We start from the raw sequence: 20,248 nt of genomic DNA on the forward strand, positions 1-20,248 counted from the left end.
GAATAAATATTTCATTCTTCAAAAAAGTGTGTCAAATTCTATTACAATTTATCTGTTAATATAATTACTTTTTTAGTAATTATCTACATCTATATTAAAACGCACAGATCTAAACTCAGCTATAGACTGAAAACTATTTTTAATTTTTTGAATAATCCTCTTTGATTGTTTTAAGGGTTTTTCTTTTGGTAATTTTATTAAAATAGTTTTGATATGTTGATTTCTAATTCTAGAAATTGCAGGGCTAGTTGGACCTAGCACCTTATCTCCAAAAGAATTTACAAGAGATTTCCCTAACCAGTCAGCTGCCTTATCAACTTTATAAAAATCTTTATGCTTTAGGGTAATTTTTATCAATCGAATTATAGGCGGATACTGATATTGATGACGTTCATTTAGCTGCTCCTTGAACATCGTAGTATATTCATTGGTAGTTACTTGCTGTAATATCTGATGATACGGATTAAATGTCTGTATAGCTACTTTACCACGTTTTTTTGCACGTCCTGCCCTACCCGATACTTGTGTTAGCATTTGAAAGCTTCTTTCGTGTGCCCTAAAATCTGGAAAATTTAGCATATTATCGGCATTCAATACGCCAACTAAAGATACATTGCTAAAGTCTAATCCTTTGCTTAGCATTTGAGTACCAACCAAAATATCTATTTCCTGAGCTTGAAATGAATTAATAATCTTCTCATAACCATATTTACCTCGCGTAGTATCTAAATCCATTCTACCTACTTTAGTATCTGGAAATAATTCTTTCAACTCTAGCTCAATCTGCTCTGTACCAAATCCTTTAGTATCTAACGTAGCATTACCACAAGCGGAACACGTTTGAGGCATTGATCGGTTATAACCACAATAATGGCATCGCAATTCATCACGATATTTATGGAAGGTTAAACTCACATCACAATTAGGGCATTGCGGTGCAACACCACAGGTTGTACATTCTACTATTGGTGAATAACCTCTACGATTTTGAAATAAAATGATCTGCTCTTTTTCTTTTAATGCATTAGTAATCAATTCCAATAATCGCTCAGAGAAATGACCCTTCATTCTTTTTTTACGATACCCTTCTTTGATATCAACTAACTCGATTTCAGGTAATAATACGTTGCCAAAACGACGATTTAACTCTACTAGACCATATTTATTTTCTTTAGAATTGTGATAACTTTCTATTGATGGAGTAGCACTACCCAGCAGCGTTTTTGCATTATGGATATTTGCCAATATAATTGCAGCATCTCTAGCATGATATCTTGGTGCAGGATCAAATTGCTTATAAGAGGTTTCATGCTCTTCATCCACTATAATGAGGTCTAAATCACTAAAAGGTAAAAATATAGCTGAACGTGCACCCAAAATTAACTGTGCTTTTTCTCTTTTGGCCAAGAGATTATTCCAAACTTCTACACGTTCGTTTAATGAGTATTTAGAATGGAAAACAGATATTTTATCGCCGAAGTAATTTTGAAGTCTTGTAATCAACTGAGTAGTTAAAGCGATCTCTGGTAATAAGTATAAAACTTGTTTTCCTTCTTGTAAGACTTCTTCAATTAGTTTTGCATAGATTTCTGTCTTACCACTAGATGTAATTCCATGTAATAAAACGACATCTTTTTGCTTAAAATTATAAATTACATCACTATAAGTATCTTGTTGAAAATCAGATAATTTTGGTAAATTACTTTTTTCTTTACTTAAATTAACTCTATCAACTTGTAAATGATAGAATTCTAAGATTTCTTTATCAACTAAAGCCTTAAGAACTGCATCAGAAACATTACTTTTCCGTATCAAATCTTTAGCTTTAATTGGTTTTTTAGATGCCTGCAAAGAAAAATAGGTTAGTAAAATTTCACGTTGTTTTTTGGCTCTATTTAAGCTATCTAAAAGTTCATTTAGTTTTTCGTCACCTGTATATGCATCATTTAAACGAACATATTTTACTAGTTTAGGCTTGTATCTCTCATACAGTTCTTCTTTTAGTTGTACTGCATCCTTATCTAATAGCTTATGAATAATAGGCAATACTCGCTTTTTATCTAAAATAGCAGCTATTTCATCCACTTTAAGTGTAGATTGATGTTGTAAGGCTTCAACTAATAAGAATTCATCATTCGTTAGATCAATGTCTTCCTTAAAGGTATCTTTTAAAGACACTAAGGTTTCACCTTCTAATAATAAAGAAGAAGGTAATGCAGAGCGTACAACTTCGCCTAAAGAGCATAGATAATAATCTGCTATCCATTGCCAATGCTGTAACTGTTTTTCATTTACAATAGGCCTATCATCTAAAATCTGATGAATTTCTTTAGCGTCATAAGCCTCTGGAGCTTCCTTGTGAATCTTATAAAGCAGTGCTGTATAAATCTTCGATTTCCCAAAAGGGACAGCCACACGCATACCACGTTCTAAAAAACTAGCTTCGGCCTCAGTAATAGCGTAGGTGAACAACCGCTGCAAAGGAATCGGTAAAACAACATCTATGTAATTAGTAGTATTCAATTGGTTTGTAAAAATATTGAATCAAATTTAACCTTGCTAACCTTATTTCATTTTTTGGCACGCTGTTTGGTATTCATAGAATAATAATGCTAACCAAAAGCAATTATTAACATCTTAACACTAGAAAAATGAGAAAATCAATAGTATTAGTAGCAGCATTTATTTTAACTGCCCTTTCTCCTCTCGCTGCTGCCGAGACCAAAGAAAGTGTAACTAGCGTTCGCTATTATAATGGTTATGGAGATACGTTCACCTTTGTGGAAAGAGGTATTACATTTTCAGTATTCCAAAATGGTGAGTTTGATTTTTATATAAACCCTAGACAAGGAGGTATTCATGCTGGTGTAGATTTAGGCGGAGTGAGTATTAGTTATAATTCTGGTTACGATTATGATGCTTATGTTCAATACGATGACTATGGAGCAATAGTACAGATAGAAGACATTCCTATTTTTTATGATTATTATGGTCGTATCAGTCAAGCTGGAGACGTACGTATTCGTTACAACAACAATCGTTTATACCGTGTTGGTGGTTTAAATATCCATTATGATAGATTCGGTGTGTATTCGCACTATACAGGGTTTATCAACAGATGGAATAGAAATTATGTATACCATCCATATCACAACTATTTTGTAAGACCATTATTTGCTAATTGCATAGTTAGTTTTAACCCATACAGACGTAATTATCGACCATTTAGATATGATTATTATAGAGGTCGTGGTTATGCTAGAGGGTATAAGTATAGAGATTATAGAAGAGGAAGAGATAATAGAAGTTTTAGAAGTATAGATTCGCGTGTAAGAACTAATAATGATGGTAGAAGAGTTGCTAGACGTTCTAGTGATATTAGAAGAGGCAGTGATCGTGTTGTAAGACGTAATGAGGGTGTTAGAAGAAGTACACAACAACGTTCAGCACGCAACAATAGAAATCAGTCCGTAGACAGAAGGTCTCAAGGCGTTAGAAGAAGTGATTCTAGAGTAACACAAAGAAGAGGTACTTCTACGCAAAGAAGTTCAACGCCTAGAGCTACAGAACAGCGCAGAACGGTGCAGAGAAGATCTACGACTCCTAGAGTTACAGAACAAAGAAGAACTGTAGAAAGACGTTCTACACCAAGAGCCACACAGCAACGTAGAACTGTTGAAAGAAGAAGTACAGCGCCAAGAGCGAATAGTCAACAGAGAACTGTGCAAAGACGTTCTACAACGCAGACTAGAACACAAAGTAGAAAAGCGCCACAAAGACGTGTAGCACAAAATAGATCGAGCAGTAGTAGAAAATATACTACTTCTAAAAATAGAACTGTTAGAAAACAATCTAGCAGATTACCCCAAAGAAATACCGTTACCACTTCACGAAAAAGGAAAAGGTAAAATTGGTATGGATAAAAGGGCTCGCAATTGCGAGCCCTTTTTAATTTAGCTTGATTCTTAACCCATTTTCAGCTAACTTCGCTATCGGTGGATATAAACCATTAAAACGAGTTAATATCCTAAACGTTAGCTGTAATTAAAACCAAACATAGTTGAATAATTTTAGATTAGAAAAATATGAAAGATAGAAAACTACAAGTATTTGTTTCTTCAACCTTTTAAGACTTAAAAACTGAAAGACGATCTGCTGTAGAAGCAATTCTATCATCTGGAAACATACCAGCAGGAATGGAACTTTTTAATGCAGGTAACGAATCACAAATGACTGTCATAAAAAGATGGATTGACGAATCAGATGTATATTTATTAATTCTTGGTGGACGTTATGGTAGTGTTGATGAAAAGTCTGGTAAAAGTTATACTCAATTAGAATATGAATACGCTGTAAAGAAAGGGAAACCTTTTTTTGCTGTAGTGATCTCTGAAAAAGGCCTTGACGAAAAGGTTAAAGTTCTTGGAAGAACTACTTTAGAAGACACATACTCTAAAGAATTAAAAAGCTTTCGTTCATTAGTTCTTTCTAAACTTGTCAAATTTTGGGATGATACAAAAGATATAAAAATTGCAATACACGAAACTTTAGCCGAATTTAGTTATGATTCTAGTTTACTTGGTTGGGTAAGACCTGACAAAACTACTAATACAAGTACTTTACTAGATGAGATTTCTAGATTAACCAATGAAAATTCTGAATTAAGAGAGAAGGTTTCAAAAACAGAAGACTCATTAATTGGAGAAATACCATTTAGTAAGTTAAAACTCTTACTCGCAAAGGAAAATGTAGAAATTGATGGAGAAAAAGAAAATCTATTCAATTTTCTTGTAAATAATGGCAATGAATTAGGTGGATATGGCAAAGGATTTGATGTTAGTGGATCTGAGGAGGTGAGAGCTCCTTATGAAAGACTAACAGTTTTTAAAATTCTTGATGATGTAGGAGGTAGTGATATTTACAGATACAAGTTTACCGAAAGTGGTCATCAATTCTATCTTCAAGTTTTATTGGAAGAATTGGATAACGAATAACTACAGCTAATAACGTGTATAATTAATTACTTCTGATTTCCCTATCGGAAAATCCTCGGAATTAATTAACTTGTGTCTTTATCGGAAAATTCTAACCGAATTTCCCATAACTAATCATACACGAACACGATTAACGAAACTTAAATCTTTTTTACACAATTTTCATTTTATATATTTGAGTAAATCAATTAAAAATGAGAAATAAACTTGTTTATATACTACTAATATTTTCAGCTTTAGCTTATAGTCAAGATGAATTTATTTATACCAAAGAAGGTTTAAGTCCAAAATATATATCATATTCTATCAAAAGTAACTCTAAAGCCGATTTGTATAAAAAAGCACTACAATGGATTGGTGTCAACTTTGTGCATCCTGATAAAATTATCAATATCAAAAACGAAAATGATTTTATACAATTCTCAAATATAAAAGAGAATGCTATAAATGTTGGTAAACAATACTATCATGTAAAATATACCATTAAAATTAACTTTGAGGATGGACAATACAAGTTTGAGCCTTTAAAAATTCAATCAAAACTCAATAGCAAGTACGATATGGGTTGGGTAGATTTCGATCTACAGGATGGTAGCTCACTTTTTAAAAAGGGAAGAGTTATAAAAAAGTATAAGTCTTACGTTACATCTATACCAGGTATATTAAATGAATTAAATACCAATTTTTACAATTATTTAGTTTCTGGAAAGTGATTATTAGGTAAAGCTCTCGCTTTTAACACCAAAGCATTCATTTTGTATCTTTGAGTAGTTCAATTTTCTTCAAGAAATGAAATTCAAAGCGCATATAGATATTAATCAGTCTTTAGACATTGTTACAAAACTGTTTGCAGATCCGCAATATTTAAAAGATTATCAAGATGGTTTTGTGAAAAAAGAATTGGTTAGTGGTACGGTTGGTCAAGATGGAGCTATTTCTAAAATGTATTATAAACATGGTAAGCGAGATATGGTATTAACCGAAACCATTAAAACCAATAAATTACCAGAAACATTTGAAGCATTTTACCATCATAAACATATGGATAATACTTTTCTAGCCACTTTTACAAAGCTAGAAGAAAATAAAACGCGCTATACTATGGAAGTTGATTACATACGTATGACTTTTTTACCAAAATTAATGGGTTGGTTCTATCCAAGTATGTATAGAAAACAAGGTGAAAAGTGGATGAACAATTTTAAAAACCTTGCTGAGAACTATATAGAATAATTTATACTATTATGCTAAAAAAAATAGTCAAATGGTTTTTTAAATTGCTACTTACTTTCATTTTTGGAATTCTAATTTATGGAACCATAACTCAATATAGGTATGATAAAAAAGTAGTTAAAGAGTATCTACCCGCGGGCAAGATTGCTAGTTTATCTAATAACAAAATGCATTATAAATTATTTGGTAATGGCGAATTTACTTTTGTATTAGAAACTGGTCTGGGTGAAAATATGAATACTTGGAGTAACATTCAAGATTCATTGGCTACTATTGGTCGTGTTTTTATGTATGATAGGTCTGGTTTAGGTTTTAGCGAAGAAGGAAAAACTCCTCGTACTACAAAACAAATTGCAGAAGAATTAAATGAATTACTTGTTAAAGAACAGATTCCTGGTCCTTATGTTTTAGTCGGTCACTCAATTGGTGGAGCACATGTTCGCTTCTATGCTCATTCATTCCCAGAAAATGCTGCTGGGCTTTTCTTAATTGATCCTAGTCATGAAAAAATGAAAGATGGTTTACCACCTCCATCGTATACCGAAAAACTTTTTAATTACGCTTTAACGAACCTTTCTTGGAGTGGGATCCCATATTACTTATTGCCTACCCCGCCACACCCAACTTATAAAACTTCCAAAAGTATAAAAAGCTATGGCAATGAAATGGCAGCTATAGACGAATCAATAGAGCAATTTAAAAACACAAAAGTAGCCTTAAGTCATTTGCCGATTTATATAATTTCTGCTACTGCAAATGATGGAAATTCTAAAGATACGTATCTAGGGTATATGAAAGAATTGATAGATGAATCACAAAGTCATATAAAAAAACATATCATCGTAGAAAAACCTCATCATATTCATAAAACTGATCCTGATATCGTGCTAAGAGAAATAAAAGAATTTAACTCTAAATTATTAATAAATAACTAAATTGGATTTATTCAGTAGCACATTAGAAGAATCTCAAAATTTACTACATAAAGATGGCATCGTAAACTATTATGGAAAAGTATTACCATCACAAAAAGCAGATTACTATTACGAGCAATTACTAAATACTATAGATTGGAAAAATGACGAAGCTAAAATCTTTGGTAAACTAATAATTACCAAGCGTAAAGTAGCTTGGTATGCAGAAAAACAATTTGAATACTCGTATTCTAACAGAATTAAAATCGCTTTGCCTTGGACACCTGAATTACTAAAATTAAAGCAACTAGTAGAAGAAAAAACAAATGAAACGTATAACTCTTGCCTTTTAAATCTTTATCATGATGGTTCTGAAGGTATGGCTTGGCATAGTGATGGTGAAAAAGACTTAAAAAAGAATGGCGCAATTGCTTCTCTAAGCTTTGGGGCTGAGCGAAAATTTGCTTTTAAGCATAAAGAAACTAAACAAAAAATAGATTTAATTCTAGAACATGGCTCTTTATTAGTGATGAAAGGTGAAACCCAAACCAATTGGTTGCATCGCCTACCACCTACTAAAAAAGTACATAAACCACGTGTCAATCTTACATTTAGAACTATCGAAGAGAACTAATCATTTGTCACATCGAGTAAATTTGTGAAGTATGAGCAAATTTGTATCGAGATGTGTTTGAGTTCTCGATACTTTCCTACGGAAAACTCGAACTAACAGCACACTATTAAAATTACTATCTTTAATGAACTAAATTCTAATTACTTATTATGAAACTCGGTGCTTTTTCTATTAGTCTTGCCGTAAAAGACATACATGCTTCAAAAGAATTTTATGAAAATTTAGGCTTTTCTGTCTTTGCAGGAGAACTAGAACGAAATTATTTAATTATGAAAAATGGTAATGCTTTAGTAGGTCTTTTTCAAGGAATGTTTGAAAACAATATTTTGACTTTTAATCCTGGCTGGGATGAAAACGCGCAAAAATTAGACAAATTTACTGATGTTCGTGACATTCAAAAACATCTAAAAAACAAAGGCATAAAATTTCAAAATGAAGCAGATGAATCTAGTTCGGGCCCTGCTAATTTTGTAGTAGTTGATCCTGATGGAAATCCAGTATTGATAGACCAGCACATCTAATTATTAAAAGTGTTAAACATGAAAAAAGTAGTTAGAACCCCAGAAAGTAGGTTCGAAAATTTATCAGGATATAATTTTTCAAGTAATTATATCGATGTAGAAGAAGGTTTAAGATTACATTATTTAGACGAAGGCGATAAGAGTGATCCGATCGTTTTGTTGTTACATGGCGAACCTAGCTGGTCATATTTATATCGTAAAATGATTCCTGTTTTGGTAGCCAATAATTTTAGAGCTATAGCACCTGATCTTATAGGTTTTGGCAAATCAGATAAACTTGTTGATCAGAAAGATTACAGCTATCAAAATCACATGGATTGGCTTACTACATTTATTAAAGAACTAAACTTAACCAACATACTTCTTTTTTGTCAAGATTGGGGCGGATTACTTGGGCTTCGTATTATTACACAAATACCTAATCACTTCGACATGGTTGTAGCTTCTAATACATTTTTACCAAACGGAGAATTTCCTATGCCTGAGAGTTTTTTAAACTGGCGAGCATATTCCCAACATTCATCATCATTTGATATTGGTAAAATAATCAATAAAGGTACTTATCAAGAGCTATCTGAAGACATCATTGTTGCTTATAATGCTCCTTATCCTTCTGAGGAATATAAAGCTGGTGCTAGAATTTTCCCAATGATAGTTCCTGTAGAAGAAAACGATCTCGAAGCTATTAAAAATAGAGAAGCATGGAAGCATTTGACACAATGGAAAAAACCTTTTTTAACCATTTTTGGCGATAAAGACGATATTATGAAAGGAGCAGAAAAAATATTTCAAAAAATGATTCCCGGCACACAGGGTCAAAATCATACCATACTCGAAGCTGGTCATTTTATTCAAGAAGAAAAAGGAGAAGAACTTGCAATGCTAATTACTGAGTTTTATTTAGCTAATAAATAACAAATTTAATTCCGTTCTAATTTATCTTTAAATAGAAACATCAATATAATTGGTAAAGCCAGAATTAGAATAATTCTTTTATTTTCTAAAAATATTTGAGGGTATAATGCTAATGTTAAAACAAAGCCTCCTATCGCCCCACCCATATGAGCACTATGACCAATATTTCCAAGTTGCGCTTTCATACCATATATAGAATATAGAAAATATCCTACACCAAATACCCATCCAGGAAAAGCAAATACAGGAAAGAATATAAAACTCAACCGCATATCAGGATTCAACATGATAGCGGCATAAACAATACCCATTACTGCTCCAGATGCACCAACAGCACTATAATAAGGTTCACGCTTATGCATACTTAAAGACAAAGTGCTACCTGCCAACAAACTACCAAAATAAATAATAACAAACTTTAATACACCAACTTGATTAATCACCTCGTCTGCAAAAATATAAAGCGCAAACATATTGAAGAATAAATGTGCTTGATCTACATGCAAAAATCCAGAAGTTAACATCCGCAATTGTTCTCCCTTTAAAATAGGCCCAACTTGAAACTTATTTTTCTCAATAAAAAGACGATCAGAAAAACCTTTAAAAGAAACTATAACATTAGCGGCAATTATAGTAAGTACAGCTGCATTCATTCAATAGAATTATTTTGTTCAAAGATAAAATTATATACCGATATTTGCTCAAAATTTTACGAGTGCAATTTTTAACTTTTATACTTGTTTATCCTTTTATTTGGTTACTCTCAATTTTACCATTTAGAGTACTCTATTTTATTTCTGATATAGCATATTATATAATCTATTACATAGTTGGTTATCGTAAAAAAACTGTTTATCATAATTTAAATCTTGCATTCCCAAAAAAGAGTGAAGAAGAAATAAAGAATATTGCTAAAAAATCATATCGGCACTTTACTGATATTTTTGTAGAAATGATAAAGTCTTTTACTATTTCTAAAAAAGAAATAACCAAACGATATGCTTTTAAAAATTTAGACATATTACATAAGCTAGAAAATGAAAACCGAAGTGGAATGCTACTTGCTGCACATTATGGAAATTGGGAATGGATTTTTATTTTAAATACACAAGTAAAATTTAATGGTTATGCCATTTATAAAAAGGTGAAGAACCCTTATTTTGATAAAAAAGTAAGAGACACCCGAGGAAGATTTGGCACAACTTTAGTACCCACTAAAGAAATTTTTTCTGTAATTAGAGAAAATACAAAAAATAATAAATTATCTCTTTATGGTTTTTTGGGTGATCAATCACCCAAACCTAAGAAAGCGCACTATTGGGGTGAGTTTTTGGGTGTAAAGAATGTACCTATACATACTGGTGCAGAACTTTTATCAAAGAAACATAATTTACCTATTGTGATTTTCACTACAAAAAAGATCAAAAGAGGTTATTATGAAACTACATTTATAGAAACGACAGATGATCCTAAGACAGTTGATGATTATAAAATTACAGATCAGTTTTTAGAAATCGTAGAAAAACAAATACGTGAAACACCACAATATTATTTCTGGACTCATAAACGCTTTAAGCATATAGATAAAGCTCCAATTAAAAGTTAAATACCGGCTACTTCGGCAATTTCTTTCATTACTTTTTTAGCTAAGTTATCAGCATTCTCTTGTGATGTGCTTTCTGTATAAATTCTAATAATAGGTTCAGTATTAGATTTTCTAAGATGCACCCATTCAGCTTCAAAATCAACTTTTACACCATCTATGGTTGTTACTTTTTCATTCTTATAGCGTTCAGCCATTGTCCTTAAAATTTCATCAACGTCTAATTGCGGAGTTAATTGAATTTTATTCTTACTCATAAAATAACTAGGATAGCTTTCTCGAAGAGCTTTGCAACTCATATTTGATTTTGCTAAGTGTGTTAGAAATAGAGCAACACCGACCAATGAATCACGTCCATAATGCGATGCAGGATATATAATACCTCCATTGCCTTCTCCACCAATAACAGCATTTATATCTTTCATCAACTGAACAACATTTACTTCTCCAACTGCACTTGCTTGATATCTACCACCATGTTTTTCTGTGACATCTCTCAATGCTCTTGACGATGATAAATTAGAAACTGTATTTCCTCTTGTTTGACTTAATACATAATCTGCACAAGCAACTAGTGTATATTCTTCACCAAACATAGAACCATCTTCACATACCAGCGCTAAACGGTCTACATCAGGATCTACAACAATACCACAATGTGCTTTTTCTTTAACTACTAATTCAGAAATATCTGTTAAGTGTTCTTTTAACGGCTCTGGATTATGAGGAAACTGCCCATTGGGTTCACAATACAGTTTAACACATTCTACTCCTAGCCTATCCAATAAAGCAGGAATAGCTATACCTCCTGTAGAATTTACAGCATCAACAACCACTTTAAAATTTGCATTTCTAACAGCTTCTGCATCTACTAACTCTAACTTTAAAACTTCTTCGATATGTCGATCTATATAACCTTTATCCTTCATATAAATACCAAGATCATCTACTTCCGCGAAAGCATAATTATCGGCTTCGGCAGTTTTTAAAATCTCAGCTCCATCTTCTCCATTTAAGAACTCACCCTTTTCATTCAATAATTTTAATGCATTCCATTGCTTCGGATTGTGAGATGCTGTTAAAATAATACCTCCATCAGCATTTTCTAAAGGAACAGCAACTTCTACAGTTGGTGTTGTAGATAAGCCCACATCTACCACATTAATACCCAAACCAACCAATGTATTTGCAACTATACTACTGATCATCTTACCAGAAATACGAGCGTCTCTACCAATAATTACTTTTAAATTATCTTTAGAATTATTCCTTTTTAATAACCAAGTTCCATAAGCTGCAGCAAATTTTGCAGCGTCTATAGGAGTGAGATTATCGTTTACATTTCCGCCAATAGTACCGCGAATTCCAGAGATTGATTTTATTAAGGTCATAGTTCAATTTTAATGAAAGCAAATATAAATGATATTGCATAAAAAAACCGCTCGATATATGAGCGGTTTTAAAATATTTAAAATGATTGGCTTTTATTTACCGTCCATTTTATCTTTAAGAGCTTGTAAAGCTTCGTTAGCATCACCTAATGTTGGTTTTTCAACACTATCTGCCATTTTCTTTTGAGCTTTCTTAAAGTTTCTCTCTTCTTGAGCTTTGAATATTGAAGTATGAGAAGCTACAATTCGTCTATACTCTTTACTAAATTCTAGTACTTTAAAGTCTAAAGTTTCGCCTTTAGCTAATTTAGAACCATCTTCTTTTTCAGTATAACGATTAGGAACAAATGCCTCAACTTCGTCATTAAATACTACAATAGCACCTTTGTCTGTTTTCTCTTTTACAACACCAGAGTGTACAGAATCAATAGTGTATACTTCTTCGTATTTATCCCAAGGATTCTCTTGAGTTTGTTTATGACCTAAGTTTAATTTACGCCCTTCAACATCTAACTCTAATACTTGAACTTCTAAGTTATCACCAACTTTTACAAAATCTGATGGATGTTTCACTTTCTTAGTCCAAGATAAATCAGAGATATATACTAAGCCGTCAATACCTTCTTCTAACTCAACAAAAACACCAAAGTTTGTATAGTTACGTACAATACCTGTATGTTTAGAACCTACAGCATATTTAGAAGTAATATCTGTCCAAGGATCTGGATGCAATTGCTTCATACCTAAAGACATTTTACGCTCTTCTCTATCTAAAGTTAAGATTTGCGCTTCTACTTCGTCACCAACTTTTACAAAATCTTGAGCTGAACGCAAATGTGTAGACCAAGACATTTCTGATACGTGGATTAATCCTTCAACGCCTTCTGAAACTTCGATAAATGCACCGTAATCAGCAATAATTGCAACTTTACCTTTTACTTTATCACCAATCTTTAAGTTTTCATCTAAAGCCTCCCAAGGGTGCTTGCTTAACTGCTTAAGACCTAATTGAATTCTTGACTTGTTATCATCAAAATCAAGAATTACAACATTTAATTTTTGATCTAATTCTACAACTTCACTTGGGTGATTAATTCTACTCCAAGATAAGTCTGTAATATGTACTAATCCGTCAACACCTCCAAGGTCAACAAATACACCATAAGATGTTACATTCTTAACAATACCTTCTAGTACTTGACCTTTTTCCAATTGACTGATAATTTCTTTTTTCTGTAATTCGATATCAGCTTCGATCAATGCTTTGTGAGATACCACAACGTTTTTGAATTCGTGATTAATTTTCACCACTTTGAATTCCATCGTTTTATCAACATACTGATCGTAATCTCTAATAGGTTTCACATCAATTTGAGAACCTGGTAAGAATGCTTCGATACCAAATACGTCAACGATCATACCTCCACGAGTTCTACATTTTACGTAACCATTAACAACCTCCTGAGTTTCGTGTGCTGTGTTTACACGCTCCCAAGCTTTGATTACTCTCGCTTTTTTATGAGATAATACTAATTGACCAGTAGCATCTTCACGTTTATCAACTAATACTTCTACTGTATCACCAACAGCTAAATTTGGGTTGTAACGGAACTCATTTAATGAGATTACACCTTCTGATTTAGAATTGATATCTATAATAGCTTCACGTTCTGTTAAACGTGTTACAGTACCTTCGATTACTTCGCGTTCATCAACAAACCCAACAGTACCCTCTAAAGCTTTCTCGAAAGCTTTTAATTTCTCTTCGTCAACAGCCTCAATACCTTCTTCGTATTTATGCCAGTCGAAATTATCTAAAAATTCTTGAGTATTAGTAGCTGTTGCTTCTACAGATTGAGCAACTTCAGTTTCAACTTTTTCTACCTTTTCTACTTTCTCTTCTACTTTTTCAGCTTTTGCCTCTGCTACAGCTTCTTCTTTCATTTCGGTTTTTTCTTCTTTTTTAGTTTCTTCTTTTACTTCTTCTTTTTCTGAAGTTTCGTAAAAAGATTGTAATCCTAGTTCTTCAACTAATATAGTATAGAAAATAGCTCTATACTTATTTCTGTTTGATGAACCAATTGTTTCAATTGCTTTTGCAATAGCATCATCTAGTTTTGCAGAATCTTCTTGACCTAATTTTTTGATCAAAAAATTCTTTTTTACAGTCTCTAATTCTTTTGAGTCTGAGCTTGATACTTTTTCTGAATCTGCTTTGTAGATAGAAGGACCTAATCCTTTTGTTACTGATGCGAGTAAATTTGTGTCGATTTTTATACCATGTTTTTCAACTTCTGCAGTATATAACTCGATCTTTTCTTGAAGTTTAGACATAAGTCTAATAGTTTTGTATCTTATTGTTTATTAGATTTTTACGCGATTAAACAACTAAGAGATGTTTAACTTTTTTGAGTAAATCCTTTTTGTAAATCTAAACTCGCTCAAAAAGGCGTGCAAATTTACAACTTATTTATCAATTTAACAATAAGTAAATTAACAGATTAAAAAGAAAAAAATTGGTTAGAAAAGTTTGGTGATAATTTCCTTTTCAGAGATGTTTTCAGCTTCAGCTTTATAGTTCTTAACAATTCGATGGCGTAGTATTGCATTTGCTACTTTACGCACATCCTCTATATCTGGTGAATACTTGCCATTAACAGCTGCATTAGCTTTAGCTGCTAGAATTAAATTTTGTGACGCTCTTGGACCTGCTCCCCAATCTATATAATCAGAAATTATCTGTGGTGCCCCATTTACATCTGGTCTTGTTTTACCAACTAACGTAACAGCATATTCAACTACATTATCAGCAACAGGAATTCGTCTAATTAACTGTTGTAAATCAATAATTTCTTGAGCAGAAAATATTGGACTCACTTTATTTTGTACATCAGTTGTAGTACTCTTAACAACTAGTACTTCTTCCTCGAAAGAGGGATAATCTAAATAAATAGAAAACATAAAGCGGTCTAGCTGTGCCTCAGGTAATGGGTATGTACCTTCTTGTTCAATAGGGTTTTGCGTTGCTAAAACAAAAAATGGCGCATCTAATTTATAATGATGACCAGCTACAGTCACAGCTTTTTCTTGCATAGCTTCTAATAAAGCTGCCTGGGTTTTTGGTGGTGTTCTATTGATCTCATCGGCTAAAATGATATTCGAAAATATTGGCCCTTTAATAAATTTGAATTTTCTGCTTTCGTCTAATATTTCGCTACCCAAAATATCTGAAGGCATTAAATCCGGTGTAAACTGTATTCGCTTAAAATTTAAACCTAATACTTCTGCTACCGTGTTTATTAACAATGTTTTAGCTAAACCTGGTACACCTACCAATAATGAGTGACCACCACATAAAACAGATAACAACACATGGTCTATAGCATCGTGCTGCCCAACAATTACCTTAGCAATTTCTGATTTTAATTGAGTATGTTTTTTAACAAGATTTTCGATAGCCGCAACGTCTGACATAGAGATAGTAGATTAGTTTTTAGACCAATTATTCTTAAATGTGCACCTCTTGTAATCGTTATTAATTTTAATATACGTATCACCTATTTTCTCTTTTGCCCATTTTGCAATTGTTTCTTCTTTTTTCTTGCGGAGAGCCAAATCTTGAATCTTAACATAATCTTGACTAAGATCTGCTTTATGAGCCGGTGTTTTTTTCTTTACTAAAATGATTTTATACATTTTTTCACCTTCTCGAGTTTCGTCATAAAAGACTTCACTTATTTCCCCTTCTTTTAATACACTTATTCTAGCGTAAAGAGCTGGATCCATTCTTGTAAGGTCGAACTTAGTGTCACTGGTTAAAGGGTTTACTAATAAGCCTTTATTACTCTTAGTATCTTTATCTTCAGAATGTTTATCAACTGCTTCTTCGAAAGTCATTTTTAGAGTTAAAATATCTTTTCTTAATTGAGCCAAAGTATCTTTTACCTGTAATTTTTCTTCTTCAGCAATTTTTGGTTGCAGTAATAAGTGCCTAGTATCTCTTTGCTGACCTCTAATTTTTTCTACTTGCAAAATATGATAGCCAAAATCTGATTTAAATGGCTCTGACATTTCTCCTTCATCCAAGCTAAAGGCAGCTTCTTTGAATTCTTTTACAAATCCGCTCTCACGGGTTATAGTGTAAGCTCCTTTATTATCTGTTACACCAGGATCCTCCGAATACAAAATAGCCTTCATAGTGAAACTATCACCATTCTCTACCTCTTTTTTAATCTCTTTTAGTCTGTTAATGACTTTATCCGTTTCATCTTGAGACGGGTTTGCATAAAGCACAATTTGAGCTAGCTCTACTTCAGCACCAAAATCAGGTAAATTACCTTCATCTTCTAAACTCTTATAATAGCTTCTTACTTCTTCAGGAGTAACATCAACTTTTTCAGTTAACGTAGCTTCCATTTGTTCAATTAATGCTGATTCTTTTTCAATTTCTACAAACTCACCACGTAAGTCAGAAATATTGTCAAACCCATAATACTTAACCAACCTATCTTCTGAACCTAGTTGTTGCATTAAATAAGCTATCTTACGTTCAACTCTTTGATTTACACTTGCATCGGTAACTACCACACTATCAATAACTGCATGATGAGCCAGTAATTTTCTATCCATAACTTGTTCTAAAATCTCACAACTTGAAGCCTTTACTTTACCCTCACTTTGCTGCTCTAGCTGTTTTTTAAAGGCATCAACCTCTGAATCTAATACAATATTCTTACCAACCACCGAAGCGACTCCGTCAAGTTTTATTCTATTCAGGTACGTTTTCTCTACTTTAGAACTATCATTCTCGATAGTATCTTGCGCATATAATGTTGATGTAATTGTACAGCCAATCATAAACAACATTATTATCTTTCTACTCACGCTCATAAATCTCAAATTCTTTATTATTAATTGCATCTTCTATTAGTGTTTCTTCTATTTTTTTAAATAATTCAAGCTTACGCCTGTGCAATATCATTTGTTTAACCGTCGGTATAACATAACTCATAGGAGCAATTTCTCCTCTTCTAAGAACTTCTTTAACGGCGACCAAATATACTCCTAATGAATCTTTCTTTTCAAAAAACTTTGTCTTATTTAGTATTCGTTCTTTGTCACTATTATCAAATGATGGTATTTCTTTTAAAATATCATCTAATCGTATCCAAATAGAATCATTTAGATTGTATGATTTTAGTTGTAACTCCTTAGATTTTAAGCTATCAATATCTTCTTTCTTCTTAGATCTAAATAATTCTTCAAAATCTTTTGGGTTTAAAACTTCATTACCAATAAGTATATATTTAATCTTAACTAGCTCTTCATTTAATCTAAATATTTCCTTGTTTTCAGTATAAAAGGCCTCAATATCTTTAGAGGTTGATAACGTATCTAAATACTGCTCAACCACTGCTTCTTTATACTTATTTACCAATAAATCTTGACGATATTGAGCAACTAATTCATCAATCTGATCTATATCTTCGCTTAAATTAATTTCTGCCTTCTTTAATAATAACTGTTCTTTCGCCCAATTATCTACGTAGTTTTTAGAAATTAATAAACTATCCTTTTCGAGATATTCTTGTGGTAATATTGCATTTAGATCATCTTGATATAAGTAATTATTATAAACACGTGCTACCGCGTTGTCATTTTCAGATTTATTAACACAAGAAACCGCCAGAATTAAAATCAAGAAACAATATGTAGCTACTTTAGTCAAATCTGCTAATTGGGATTTTGCTTTATTAATCTCTTTAGAGTACGTTTGTTAACTTTTACTGAATATTTACTTCTCAAATCCGCTATCCAATCTTTTTCAAGTTGATCTTGAAAATCATTCATGACTAACCCTTTGACTTCATTTAATTCTTTTAAAGACGGCTCTAATACTTCATTAACCCTTACAACAAAAAAGTTCTTTTCTTCATTATATATTTCTGAAACACCTTTTTTTAATATAAAGTTCTTTGGTAGTTTTTTATTACCAGCTTCAATAACACCTTCTGAAAATAGTACATGAATTGTTGGCCCTTCATTCACTAATTTCTTAATTTCATCAACAGATTTATTCTCTTTCAAATATTTCTTAACCAATTCGGCTTTTTCAAACTTTGTGCAAGAAGCTAAGATAAGATCACCACGCTTTTTATGCTTATAGTCTTCTCTGTGCTCATTAAAATATTTTTGTAAAGCTAGAGTATCCTTTTCTGAACGTTTCCAAACCTTTTCTTGTAAAAGATCAAACAATAGTAAACCATCTTTATACTCTTGCATTGTTATTGCAAAATCTTGATTTCTTTCTTCTAAATTATTCTTATAATGATTCAATAATTTTTGATCTAAAAAATCATTATATGAGGCTCTCAAAGATTTATTACGTTGTTTACTATTATAAGAAACTAAGTCTTTTAATTTTACTTTTTCTCCATTAATAGAATAAATCATATTATCGGAATTAATGGCAATTTTTTCTGCATCATTTTGTAAAAAGACACGTTTTATCTCATTAACATAATTGATCTGAAACTCTTTCTTTAAACCATCTGCCACCGATTTGCCAATAGCTCTTGCACGTTCACTATTTTCAATCTTTTTTGTTAATTCATCCTTTAACTCATCATAGGTTTTTAAAGGATGCTTCTGAATTAACCGAACCACGTGCCAACCATAAGGAGTCTCAAAGGGCTTAGAAATATCACCTTTGTTTTCTAAAGAAAAGGAAACTTCTGCAAAAGGTTTAATCATTCTATTTGCGGTAAATTTTCTTAGTTTACCTCCATTAATGGCACTTTGCTTATCATCTGAATACCTGCGAGCTAAAAAATCAAACTTATCCCCTTGTTTTATTTTGGCATAGATATCATCAATTTGAGTTTTTGCAAATAGAGAATCTTCCTTTTTATTTTTGACCATTATATGTGCAACTTCTATTTCACCTTTAGACGGTCTTTTATCATTCACTTTAATTATATGATAGCCGAAATTTGTTTTAAAAGGCAGCGAAACTTTACCAATTTCATTTGTATATGCAGCATTTTCAAACGGATATACCATTCCGAAAGCTGAAAAATACCCCAAATCACCTCCATTTTTTTGTGCGGAAGGATCTTCAGAATAAATTTTGGCAACTTCATTAAACGGTGTTCCATCCAATACTTTAGATCGCGCTTCCATTATCTTATTATAAGCCTTTAATGTATCGACAGGTGAAGATTTAGGGTCAAGTTTAACCAGTATATGACTAGCATTAACCTCCATTTTCATTCTATTGTAAGCTTCTTTCACTAAAGCATTGGTTACTTTAGAATCCTTTAAGTAAGGTTGAACAAGTTGTTCTCTATATTTTTCTAACTCTTTTTTATAACTTTCAACTGTATCTAAACCTAATTCATAAGCTTGCTTCAATTTCAATTTATAGTTAATATATAACTCAAGATATTCATCAATTGTTTTTTTGTTTTGATCATCAACAATATCTCTATTTTTATTAAAAACCCTTAAAAATTCTGTTGAATAAACTGGGTTAGAATCTACAGTAAAAATTATATCTTTTTTACTTTGAGAATAACTGTAAGTACCTATTAATAAAAGTACTAAAAGAACAAATCTATTAAATATCATCATCAAATTCCTCTAAAATATTTTCTTAATTCTTTAAAATGTGAATAGATTTTAGAACGAACAAAAATATTTTTTATTTTTCATTTTTGTTGTTAAATAAATCACAAAGAAATTACTCCTTCTACACTAGAAACTTCTTTATATTTTACAATCACTTCGTCGGCATTTTTCATTTGTACTCTAACTGTAATACTATTATACTTTCCGGTTTTAGAAGGCTTCTTATTTATTACAGCTCCAGTATAATCAAAAATATCTTCAATCTGTGCCATTTTATCTTTATCAGAAGGTATAATAAATTTGTACATATATTCTGTCGGAAATGTAGTAGTTTCTTCTAAACTCGCCTTAAGTTTTTGGTAAAAAGCATCTTCTTTTGTCATTATAATTGTTTTACTGAGTCATTCAAAAGCA

Annotated in this window: 18 protein-coding genes; 9 read left to right on the plus strand and 9 right to left on the minus strand. The window is 31.9% G+C overall.

Translation table 11 applies throughout. From position 1 onward, the window contains the following. Nucleotides 1-72: 72 nt before the first annotated feature. Nucleotides 73-2,523: a replication restart helicase PriA gene (priA, locus tag AC1EUV_RS06180; protein WP_480197808.1), complete on the minus strand. Its 2,451-nt coding sequence runs from the start codon at nt 2,521-2,523 to the stop codon at nt 73-75. 128 nt (nt 2,524-2,651) lie between these two features. Between priA and AC1EUV_RS06185 the strand changes: the two genes are divergently transcribed. From AC1EUV_RS06185 to AC1EUV_RS06220, 8 genes are all read left to right on the plus strand, one after another. Further along, nucleotides 2,652-3,908: a hypothetical protein gene (locus tag AC1EUV_RS06185; protein ID WP_480197809.1), complete on the plus strand. Its 1,257-nt coding sequence runs from the start codon at nt 2,652-2,654 to the stop codon at nt 3,906-3,908. 276 nt (nt 3,909-4,184) lie between these two features. Further along, nucleotides 4,185-4,994 carry a DUF4062 domain-containing protein gene (locus AC1EUV_RS06190; RefSeq protein WP_480198285.1) on the plus strand — a complete coding sequence of 270 codons (810 nt, stop codon included), beginning with the start codon at nt 4,185-4,187 and terminating at the stop codon, nt 4,992-4,994. Between the two features lie 194 nt (nt 4,995-5,188). After that, nucleotides 5,189-5,707 carry a DUF4468 domain-containing protein gene (locus AC1EUV_RS06195; RefSeq protein WP_480197810.1) on the plus strand — a complete coding sequence of 173 codons (519 nt, stop codon included), beginning with the start codon at nt 5,189-5,191 and terminating at the stop codon, nt 5,705-5,707. Nucleotides 5,708-5,783: 76 nt separating this feature from the next. Next, the gene (locus tag AC1EUV_RS06200; RefSeq protein WP_480197811.1) at nt 5,784-6,227 is read left to right on the plus strand and encodes an SRPBCC family protein; all 444 of its coding nucleotides are present in this window, start codon (nt 5,784-5,786) and stop codon (nt 6,225-6,227) included. 11 nt (nt 6,228-6,238) lie between these two features. Then, nucleotides 6,239-7,162: an alpha/beta fold hydrolase gene (locus AC1EUV_RS06205; protein WP_480197812.1), complete on the plus strand. Its 924-nt coding sequence runs from the start codon at nt 6,239-6,241 to the stop codon at nt 7,160-7,162. 1 nt (nt 7,163) lies between these two features. Next, entirely contained in the window at nt 7,164-7,775 is a 612-nt protein-coding gene (locus AC1EUV_RS06210; protein WP_480197813.1) for an alpha-ketoglutarate-dependent dioxygenase AlkB family protein, read from the plus strand. Between the two features lie 149 nt (nt 7,776-7,924). Beyond that, nucleotides 7,925-8,296: a VOC family protein gene (locus AC1EUV_RS06215; RefSeq protein ID WP_480197814.1), complete on the plus strand. Its 372-nt coding sequence runs from the start codon at nt 7,925-7,927 to the stop codon at nt 8,294-8,296. 18 nt (nt 8,297-8,314) lie between these two features. After that, the gene (locus tag AC1EUV_RS06220) at nt 8,315-9,211 is read left to right on the plus strand and encodes a haloalkane dehalogenase (protein ID WP_480197815.1); all 897 of its coding nucleotides are present in this window, start codon (nt 8,315-8,317) and stop codon (nt 9,209-9,211) included. 5 nt (nt 9,212-9,216) lie between these two features. Here AC1EUV_RS06220 and AC1EUV_RS06225 read toward each other — a convergent pair whose 3' ends face one another. Beyond that, entirely contained in the window at nt 9,217-9,864 is a 648-nt protein-coding gene (locus tag AC1EUV_RS06225; RefSeq protein WP_480197816.1) for a rhomboid family intramembrane serine protease, read from the minus strand. A gap of 62 nt (nt 9,865-9,926) precedes the next feature. On the opposite strand from AC1EUV_RS06225, the gene AC1EUV_RS06230 reads away from it, so the two are divergent. Next, nucleotides 9,927-10,817: a lysophospholipid acyltransferase family protein gene (locus AC1EUV_RS06230; protein WP_480197817.1), complete on the plus strand. Its 891-nt coding sequence runs from the start codon at nt 9,927-9,929 to the stop codon at nt 10,815-10,817. Here AC1EUV_RS06230 and glmM read toward each other — a convergent pair. The 7 genes from glmM to AC1EUV_RS06265 all read right to left on the minus strand — a co-directional run bounded on the left by glmM (nt 10,814) and on the right by AC1EUV_RS06265 (nt 20,217). Next, nucleotides 10,814-12,205, minus strand: a complete 1,392-nt coding sequence (glmM, locus tag AC1EUV_RS06235) for a phosphoglucosamine mutase (RefSeq protein WP_480197818.1) — start codon at nt 12,203-12,205, stop codon at nt 10,814-10,816. The two genes, AC1EUV_RS06230 and glmM, sit on opposite strands and share 4 nt — an antisense overlap. 93 nt (nt 12,206-12,298) lie before the next feature. Next, the gene (rpsA, locus tag AC1EUV_RS06240) at nt 12,299-14,539 is read right to left on the minus strand and encodes a 30S ribosomal protein S1 (protein ID WP_480197819.1); all 2,241 of its coding nucleotides are present in this window, start codon (nt 14,537-14,539) and stop codon (nt 12,299-12,301) included. Nucleotides 14,540-14,725: 186 nt separating this feature from the next. Continuing rightward, nucleotides 14,726-15,679: an AAA family ATPase gene (locus tag AC1EUV_RS06245; protein ID WP_480197820.1), complete on the minus strand. Its 954-nt coding sequence runs from the start codon at nt 15,677-15,679 to the stop codon at nt 14,726-14,728. 12 nt (nt 15,680-15,691) lie between these two features. Continuing rightward, nucleotides 15,692-17,089, minus strand: a complete 1,398-nt coding sequence (locus tag AC1EUV_RS06250) for a peptidylprolyl isomerase (RefSeq protein ID WP_480197821.1) — start codon at nt 17,087-17,089, stop codon at nt 15,692-15,694. Continuing rightward, the gene (locus AC1EUV_RS06255) at nt 17,082-17,906 is read right to left on the minus strand and encodes a hypothetical protein (protein WP_480197822.1); all 825 of its coding nucleotides are present in this window, start codon (nt 17,904-17,906) and stop codon (nt 17,082-17,084) included. The genes AC1EUV_RS06250 and AC1EUV_RS06255 overlap by 8 nt, the downstream gene beginning before the upstream one ends. Nucleotides 17,907-17,938: 32 nt before the next feature. Beyond that, nucleotides 17,939-19,837 (minus strand): peptidylprolyl isomerase, encoded by a 1,899-nt coding sequence (locus tag AC1EUV_RS06260; RefSeq protein ID WP_480197823.1) that lies wholly within the window; start codon nt 19,835-19,837, stop codon nt 17,939-17,941. A 98-nt stretch (nt 19,838-19,935) separates the two neighbouring features. Further along, complete coding sequence (locus tag AC1EUV_RS06265; RefSeq protein WP_480197824.1) at nt 19,936-20,217, minus strand: DUF493 family protein; 282 nt, start codon at nt 20,215-20,217, stop codon at nt 19,936-19,938. Nucleotides 20,218-20,248: the final 31 nt, after the last annotated feature.

The organism is Maritimimonas sp. 2304DJ26-3, from assembly GCF_056591635.1.